Origin of the sequence: Saccharothrix sp. NRRL B-16348 (genome assembly GCF_001280085.1) — a bacterium.
Classification (GTDB): Bacteria; Actinomycetota; Actinomycetes; order Mycobacteriales; family Pseudonocardiaceae; genus Actinosynnema.
This window is the reverse complement of the sequence record NZ_LGED01000033.1, coordinates 1-8,033: the sequence shown is the minus strand read 5'-3', so window position 1 is coordinate 8,033 and position 8,033 is coordinate 1. Positions and strand designations below refer to the sequence as shown.

Genomic DNA, 8,033 nt, shown 5'->3' with positions numbered 1-8,033 from the left:
GGTCGGTCCACTGGTGGATGGCGGCGTGGTCGGCCGTCGACCAGCTGGACACGTCCAGCACCTTGCCCGAGTGCCGCGCCTTGATCCGGTAGTAGCCGCTGCCGGAGTCCACGAACTGGAACTGCTGGTTGTTGGCGTTCGTGCGGGTCCACTGGTGGAGCGGGGCTCCGTCGGCGGTGGACACGCCGCTGACGTCCAAGGCCTTGCCGCTGTTGCGGTTCACCAGCACGTACCAGGCGGTGGTGTCCACCGTGGCGGCCGACGCCGGCGTCGTGGCCACCGTGAGCAACCCGCCCGCGAACGCCACCGCCGCCGCGGCGGCCAACCCCGACCGCCATCGACCACGCCACCTCGTGGTGCGCGCAAACCCAACCGACATAGCGTCTTTCCTCTCCTCATGGGGACCGTCGACGTGCAGCGGGGCCGCATCGGCGCGGGACGCCGACGACACCCGCGCACGGACAACTGCCCGGGACGTGGTTTGTTAGCGCTAACACTCTCAAGGCGAGCCGTGCGGAAATATGTAGGGGCAAAAGGGGTTGACTGACGATCACTGGTGCGACTGAACGCACCCACGGGGACTGTGAACGATAACATCGGCTTCGTCAAGATGTAACGGGAAGGTTTTCCCGCCTTCGTTGAGCGTTCCTGCTCCGTACTGCTGCAGGCGAGAATCGATCAGGGTGTGGTGACGGAGAACCGATTGACGGTGACGGCCCCGCCGAGGGCGACGGTGGCGTGGTTGAAGATCGCGAACCGGTGGCCCATGAAGAAGTTCGGGCGGTCGCCGAGCGTGAACGCGGGTCCGAGCGGCGTGAAGGTCGTGCCGTCGGTGCTGTAGGAGAAGGTCGCCTGGCGTCCGGCGCCAGGTCGAATGTCGGCGGTGACGCGCAGCCAGACTCGGCTGCCGCCGCTCCCGCCTTCGACCCGGACGAGTTGCCACTGCTGGTTGCTGCCGGCCCAGTCGCTGTACTGCACGACGCCGGCACCGTCGGCGGTCGACGCGTTCTGGACCTCGACCGCCTTGGCGCTGTTGCGGTTGACCAGGCGCACGTAGCCGCCGTCGGAGTCGGCCAGCCGAAACTGCTGGTTGACGCCGCCGTGGTCGGTCCACTGGTGGATGGCGGCACCGTCGGCCGTCGACCAGCTGGACACGTCCAGCACCTTGCCCGAGTGCCGCGCGCGCAGCCGGTAGTAGCCGCCGCCGGCGTCCACGAACTGGAACTGCTGGTTGTTCGCGTTCGTGCGGGTCCACTGGTGGAGCGGGGCTCCGTCGGCGGTGGACACGCCGCTGACGTCCAAGGCCTTGCCGCTGCTGCGGTTCACCAGCACGTACCAGGCAGTGGGGTCGACCTTGGCGGACAGTTCCGCACTCGCGCGTTCGGTGCCGGTGCCGACGGTGTTGAAGCTCGAGTCCATGGTGTGGCCGTCGGTCATGGAGATCCGGGTGACGCCGTTGTCGCGGCGCAGGCCGATCCAGGCCGAGGAGTCGCGGAGGATCGCCAGACCGGCTCGGTCGCCGTTCACCATCTGGGCCGGGTCGAGTTCGACGGTGGCCGTGGAAGAAGGACCTTGGATGCGGTGGGTGAGGGTGTTGCGGGCCCGGTAGAGGTCGTTCGTGACGGTGGCGGTCTGGAGCTTGAGGCCGTTCCCCGTGGTCCACTTCGTGTCGTCGGGGTTGTGGTTCCACTCCCACTTCGCGGCCAAGGTCGCGGCGGTGAACTCGTCCGTCCCGATCAGGGACGGCACGGGATGCGGGGTGAGGTTCGGGAACGGGTAGCTGCTCCCCCAGGCGCCGTTGACGGTGGTGACCTTCGGCCAGCCGTCCGAGGTCCAGGTGATCGGGGCGAGGGCGGGCACGCGGCCGCCGGGGTAGGCGTCCACGAAGCCCATGTAGTACCAGTCGCCGTTCGGGGTCGAGACGAGCCCGCCCTGGTGCGGGATGCCGCCGCCGGGGATCGGGCCCGGCATGTCGAGCAGCACCTCCCGTACTTCGTAAGGGCCCCAAGGCGACGAGGACTTGAGGATGTACTGGCCGTTCGGGGGCTTGGTGAGGAACATGTAGTAGCTGCCGTTGATCTTGTAGAACCGAGCGCCCTCCATGCCGCCGATGTCCGGCGGACTGGAGAAGACGTGCTCGTTGCGGACCTCGGTCTTGCCGTCGGCCGAGAGCTGCGCGACGTAGAGCTCGGTGTTTCCGTAGGCGACGTACATGGTGTCGTCGGTGTCGACGAGCATGCCTGCGTCGTAGTAGGAGCGGGGGAACTCGGCGTGGCGGGTCCAGGGCCCGGCGGGGTTGGTGGCGGTGTACATGAACGAGCGGTGGAAGTCGATCTGCCCGAGCCAGTAGAAGCGGTTCTCGCGGGCGCGGTGGGTGAGGGAGGAGGCCCAGATGCCGCCCACGTAGCGGTGGCCGCCGTTGAGGTCGTACGAGTCGTTGAAGTCGAGCCTCGGCACGGAGTGGCCGATGAACTCCCAGTTGACGAGGTCCCGGGAATGCAGGACCGGTGCTCCCGGCGAGTAGTGCATCGTGGACGCGGTCATGTAGAAGTCCGCGCCGACGCGGATGATCTCGACGTCGGCGAAGTCCTGCCAGATGACGGGGTTCGCGTAAGTCGACTCCTGGGCTTCGGCTTGGGTAAACGGGTCGAGGGAGGTAGCGGCGGCGATCCCGGCGAGCACGCCGGCTCCGCCGATGAGCATCCGCCTGCGGCTGATGGGGAATTCGAGCCCGGACATGGTGGTTCCATTCGTCAGTCGAGGGTCGGGCGCCGGGTTGCCGGCCCGGGCCCGACCCCGCGTTGGTTCAGCTCTTGCCGGTCAGGCGCCAGACCTGGTTCTTCTTGGTGGCCAGGGCACTGGCGGAGTCACAGGTCCACTGGTGGACCAGTGCTCCGACGGCGGTGGAGATCCCGCTGACGTCCACGCACTTGCCGCTGTGCACCGCGACGAGCTGGTAGTCGTCGGCGGCGACCTGCCGCAGCGTGAACTGCTGGTTCGTGCCGCCGTGGCAGGTCCACTGGTGGACCGCCGCGCCGTCGTCGGTGGAGACGCCGCGGATGTCGAGGCACTTGCCGCTGGAGCGGTTCACCAGGGAGTAGGTGTCCGCCACCCCCGACACCGGGCGGAAGTCGAACCGCTGTTCCTCACCCGCGCCGCAGGTGTGCTGCCGGTACTGGATGCCGTCGGCGGTGCTCCGGTCGGGGTCGTCCAGGCAGTACCCGCTGTGCTGGGCGACGGCCGTTGACGAGAAAGCGGACTGGCCGGTGGTGAACTGCCACCAGTTCATGTTGAACAGGAACCCGCTGTCACCGACGAAGCGCAGGTACAGATCATGCGTCCCGGTCGCACCGGTAACAGGGCACGAGACCGTGCTCCAGGTCTGCCAGCCTCCGGTGCCCGGCACAGTGCACGTCCCGACCGTCGGCCCAGTAGCACTGCCCAGGTGCAGCTCGACCCGCCCGCCGCTGGTGCTTGAGGCCACCCTGGCGGTGAACGAGCCGGCACCGGTGCCGAATGCCACGCCCTTGACCTTGACGTAATCGCCGTTCTCGATCCAGCTGAGGTTCATCCCGCCCTCGCTGGAGGGTTCGGTTTCGATACCGCTGCCCCACGCGATGGTCTCGGCCTCCTGGCGGACGTACGGATCGAGCGTGCCCGCCTGCGGCGCCCCGGCCGTGGTCATGTCCATGGTCGGGATCGTGCCGTCGGCGTTGTAGGTGAACTTCTCCACCGCCACGGACCGGGTGAAGCCGCCGCCGCCGGGCAGGGCGCCGTTGTGGTAGAAGAAGTACGAACCGCCCTTGAAGTCGACGATCCCGGCGTGGTTGGTGAAGCTGGAGCCCTGCGCGGGCATGATGGTGCCGCGGTAGGTCCACGGCCCGGTCGGACTCGGTGCGGTGGAGTAGGCGATGAACTCCCCGCAGCACTTGGCGGCGAAGACGTTGTAGTACAGGCCGTTGCGCTTGTAGACCCACGGCCCTTCCTCGTACAGCGTCGGCCGGTTCGTGTCGCCGGTCCGCTCGCCGAACCCGGCGGTGGTGAGCGGGATCTGGGTGGGGCTGCCCGAGAACGAGGTCATGTCGGCGTTGAGGCGCGCGTACCACAGGTTGGGGTTGCCCCAGTACAGGTAGGCCTGACCGTCGTCGTCGATGAAGACCGTCGGGTCGATCTCGCTGTTCTCGAGCAGTGGCCGGCCGATGGCGTCGCGGAACGGGCCGGTGGGGCTGTCCGACACCGCCACGCCGATGGCGAACTGGCCGGTCGCCCGGACCGACACCGGCACGTACCAGTAGAACTTGCCGCCCCGTTCGACGGCCTGGCCCGCCCACGCGTTGGCGCCCGCCCAGCTGAAGGTGTCCAGGCTGAGCGGTGAGCCGTGGTCGGTCCAGTTGACCATGTCGGCGGAGGACCACACCCGCCAGTCCTTCATCACGAAGGAGGAGGTGGAGCCGTCCTCGTCGTGCCCGGTGTAGAGGTAGACCCGCCCGTTGTGCACCAGCGGGGCAGGGTCGGCGGTGTAGACGTGCTGCACGATCGGGTTGTCTGCCCGGGCCGCGGCTGGAAGAAAAGCCATCATGCACAGAAGGCTTATCGTCAAGGCGAGGACGCGTTTCGACCATCGCTGAAGTGTGAATGTCACTGTTGAGTCCCTCATTCGGTTGGGATACGAAGGGGTGGGCGTCGGCGGGGACCGCCAGAAGCCGGCCCTCTAGCGCTGCAGCGTCAGCACGCCCGGCCGGTACGGCAGGAGGCCGTACTCCATGCCGTCGGTGCCGGGGTCGCGTCCCTGGTAGAGGAACTGCAGGTTGCAGGGGTCGATGGTCTTGGTCTGGTCGGGGTTGGCGCGGACCACATCGCCGTGGCTGATGTCGTTGGTCCAGGTCGCGCTGCTGTTGGCCACGCCGGCGAAGGGGTTGCCCTGGGTGTCGGCCTGCGGTGTCCACGTGCCGTCCAGGCTGGTGGCCGTGAACGAGCGGAAGAAGCGACCGCGCCAGTCCTGCGCCTCGACGATCATGAGGTACTGGTTCTGGTCCTTGACCTTGTAGACCTCGACCGCCTCGAACAGGTTGGCCGGCGTGTCGCTCATGATCTTCGTGTACGACGAGCCGAAGCTGCCCGGGAAGTTGCCGATGGGCATGCTGGCGCGGTAGATGCCGCCGCGGTCGTCGGCGAAGAACAGGTACATGTTCTTGTCGTCGGCGATGAGGGTCTGGTCGATGGGTGCCGCAGGGGCGGGGAGGGTGCCCGTGAACAGCGTCTGCTGCGGGCCCCAGCCGTTGGGGTTGGTGGGGTCGCTCGAGGTGCGGTAGGAGAAGGGGTCCGGCCAACCCCACTGGTAGGCGAGCACCCAGATGTTCTTCGGGGCGAAGTAGAGCAGCGTCGGCGCGATGGCACCGAAGGACATCCTGTTCTGGGTGGCCGACGCCATGTCGGACCAGTTCGTGAAGGGGCTGAAGACCGTCGATTCCCAACGCCCCTGCTCACCGGTGAGGCCGTTGTGCGTCGTGGCGTAGACGAGGTTCTGGCCGTTGTGCTTCACGGCGGTGAAGTCCTTGAGCGAGACCCACCCCGCGCTCGGGGTTGCCAGCGGGCCGGTCGACGTCCAGCGGTACGTCGACGGCAGCGTGCACGCGCCGCCGCCACCGTCAACCCGAGCGAGTTGCCACTGCTGGTTGGTGCCGCCCCAGTCGCTGTACTGCACGACGTTGCCGCCGTCGTTGGTCGCCGCGTTCTGGACCTCGACCGCCTTGCCGCTGTTGCGGTTGATCAGGCGCACGTAGCCGCTGTCGGAGTCGGCCAACCGGAACTGCTGGTTGGCGCCGTTGTGGTCGGTCCACTGGTGGATGGCGGCGTGGTCGGCCGTCGACCAGCTGGACACGTCCAGCACCTTGCCCGAATGCCGCGACTTGATCCGGTAGTAGCCGTCGCCGGAGTCCACGAACTGGAACTGCTGGTTGTTGGCGTTGGTACGGGTCCACTGGACGACGTTGCCGCCGTCGGAGGTGGAGAAGTTGTAGACGTCGAGGGCCTTGCCGCTGTTGCGGTTCACCAGCACGTACCACGCGGTGGTGTCCACCGTGGCAGCCGACGCCGGCGCCGAGGCCACCGCGAGCAACCCACCCACGAACGCCACCGCCGCCGCAGCGGCCAACCCCGACCGCCACCGACCACGCCACCTCGCGGTACGCGCAAACCCAACCGACATAGCATCTTCCTTCCATCATGGGGACCGTCGACCTGCAGCGGGGGCCGCATCAGCGCGGACGCCGACGACACCCGCGCACGGACAACTGCCCAGGCAGGGATAGTGTTAGCGCTAACATCCGTCCAGAACGGCGATGGAACTCAGAGGTACGAAAGGGCGACTCGCGGGATTTCTAGGCGTTACGGCGCTGCCACTGCTGGTTGGCGCCGGTGCCGCAGGCCCATTGGACCAGGCGTGCGCCGTCGGTGGTCGACGCCTCGAACACGTCCAGGCACTTGCCGCTGTGCTGGGCCACCAGCCGCACGTAGCCACTGCCCGCGTCCTGCACGCGCCAGCGCTGGTTGGTCTGACCGTTGCACGACCACTGCGCCACGCGCACGCCGTCAGCGGTGGCACCAGTGCCGCCGTACACGTCCAAACACAGTCCACTGTGGACGCTCACGATGTTGAACGTGCCGTCGCCGAGGTCGCGGAACCGCCAGCGCTGGTTGGCCTGACCGTTCGAAGCCCACTGCACGATGTCGCCGCCGTCCGCGGTCGACTGGTCGTACACGTCGGCGAGCTTGCCGCTGTGCCGCGCGGTCAGCGTCTGCTCGGCGGTCACCGGAACGGTGCTCTGCGGCGCCAGCCGGTACAGGCCGGAGCCGTGCGCGGGCAACGACCGCGTGAGCGTTCCGCTCGCCGTCCCCAGCCCGGCGCCCGACCACAGGTCGGTCACGGTGGCGGACCCGATGCCGAGGTCAGAGAGCGTGACGGACACGTTCGCGGTGGAACCGCCGCGGTTGAACAGCGCCACGTACCTGTCCGCCGAACCGGGCACGTCCGCCGTCCACACCTCCTGCGTGCCGCCGTAGAGCCGCCGGTTGTTGGTGCTGTGCTGGTCCACGGCCAGCACGGCGGAGTTCGTCATGAGCGCCAGCTCGGACGCCCGGTTCTGGGTCAGGTCACCGCCCCACATCAGCGGCGACTTGGTGATCGACCACAACGTCATCAGCGTGTGCTGCTCGTCCGACGTCAGGTTGGAGTACCGAGGCTCGCCGACCGGTCCCGCCTGGGACAGCCGCCCGATCGGGATCATGTCCGGGTCGGGCCACGCGCCGGGCCTGCGGTGCGGCGTCCACGCGTGCAGCCGCTCGAACAGGGCGTCGACCGATCCCCAGTTGTCCCACAGGTCGTTGACGATCCGCCACATGTTGGCGTTGTCCGCGACGTGCGTGCCGTTGCCGGTCGACGTCGGGCCGGGCGAGAGGCTGAGCACCATCGGCCGGCCGCTGCGCTGGATCGCGAGCTTGTAGCCCTCGATCTCGGCCTGCCGGTAGGTCGGCGCGGCGATGTCGTCGACCTTGACGTAGTCCACGCCCCACGAGGCCAGCAGCTTGAACTGCGCGTCCAGGTAGGCCTGGGCGCACGGGTTGGCCATGTCCAGGCCCCAGTTGAGGTTCAACCAGGCCGCGGTGGTGTTGTTCTCGATCTCGTTCGCCCGGCAGCTCGTGCCGGGCACCGGCAGGTTGTCGGCGACCACCTGGCGCGGGATGCCGCGCATCAGGTGCACCCCGAACTTCAGACCGGCCGTGTGGATGTAGTCGGCCAACGGCTTGAACCCGTTCGTGCCCGCGGCGGAGGGAAACCGGGTGGTGTCGGGCAGCAGCAGGCCGCCCGCGTCGGTGCGCAGACGGGGTTGGAAGTTGGCGTCCTGGTTCGGGCTGCCCGTGTGCCGGCCGGGGTAGTACCAGGCCCAGTCGATGACGATGTACTGCCAGCCGTGCTGCTTGAGGTTGTCCCTCATGTAGTCGGCGTTCGCCTTGACCTGGGCCTCGGTGACGTT

The 8,033-nt window shown here is 68.0% G+C and carries 5 protein-coding genes; all 5 read right to left on the bottom strand.

The window, feature by feature from the left end; all coding sequences use genetic code 11:
* Positions 1-379, bottom strand: a 379-nt coding sequence (locus tag ADK67_RS50505) for an RICIN domain-containing protein (protein ID WP_197289311.1), incomplete at its 3' end; no start/stop codon positions are given.
* Positions 380-678: 299 nt separating this feature from the next.
* On the bottom strand, positions 679-2,739 hold the full coding sequence (locus ADK67_RS06310) for a family 43 glycosylhydrolase (RefSeq protein WP_063797516.1): 2,061 nt from the start codon (positions 2,737-2,739) through the stop codon (positions 679-681).
* Between the two features lie 67 nt (positions 2,740-2,806).
* Positions 2,807-4,576 carry a family 43 glycosylhydrolase gene (locus tag ADK67_RS06305; protein ID WP_231648040.1) on the bottom strand — a complete coding sequence of 590 codons (1,770 nt, stop codon included), beginning with the start codon at positions 4,574-4,576 and terminating at the stop codon, positions 2,807-2,809.
* Between the two features lie 135 nt (positions 4,577-4,711).
* On the bottom strand, positions 4,712-6,208 hold the full coding sequence (locus ADK67_RS06300; RefSeq protein WP_053715443.1) for a non-reducing end alpha-L-arabinofuranosidase family hydrolase: 1,497 nt from the start codon (positions 6,206-6,208) through the stop codon (positions 4,712-4,714).
* 172 nt (positions 6,209-6,380) lie between these two features.
* Positions 6,381-8,033: alpha-galactosidase (locus ADK67_RS06295; protein WP_053715442.1), on the bottom strand; the 1,653-nt coding region annotated here is incomplete at its 5' end.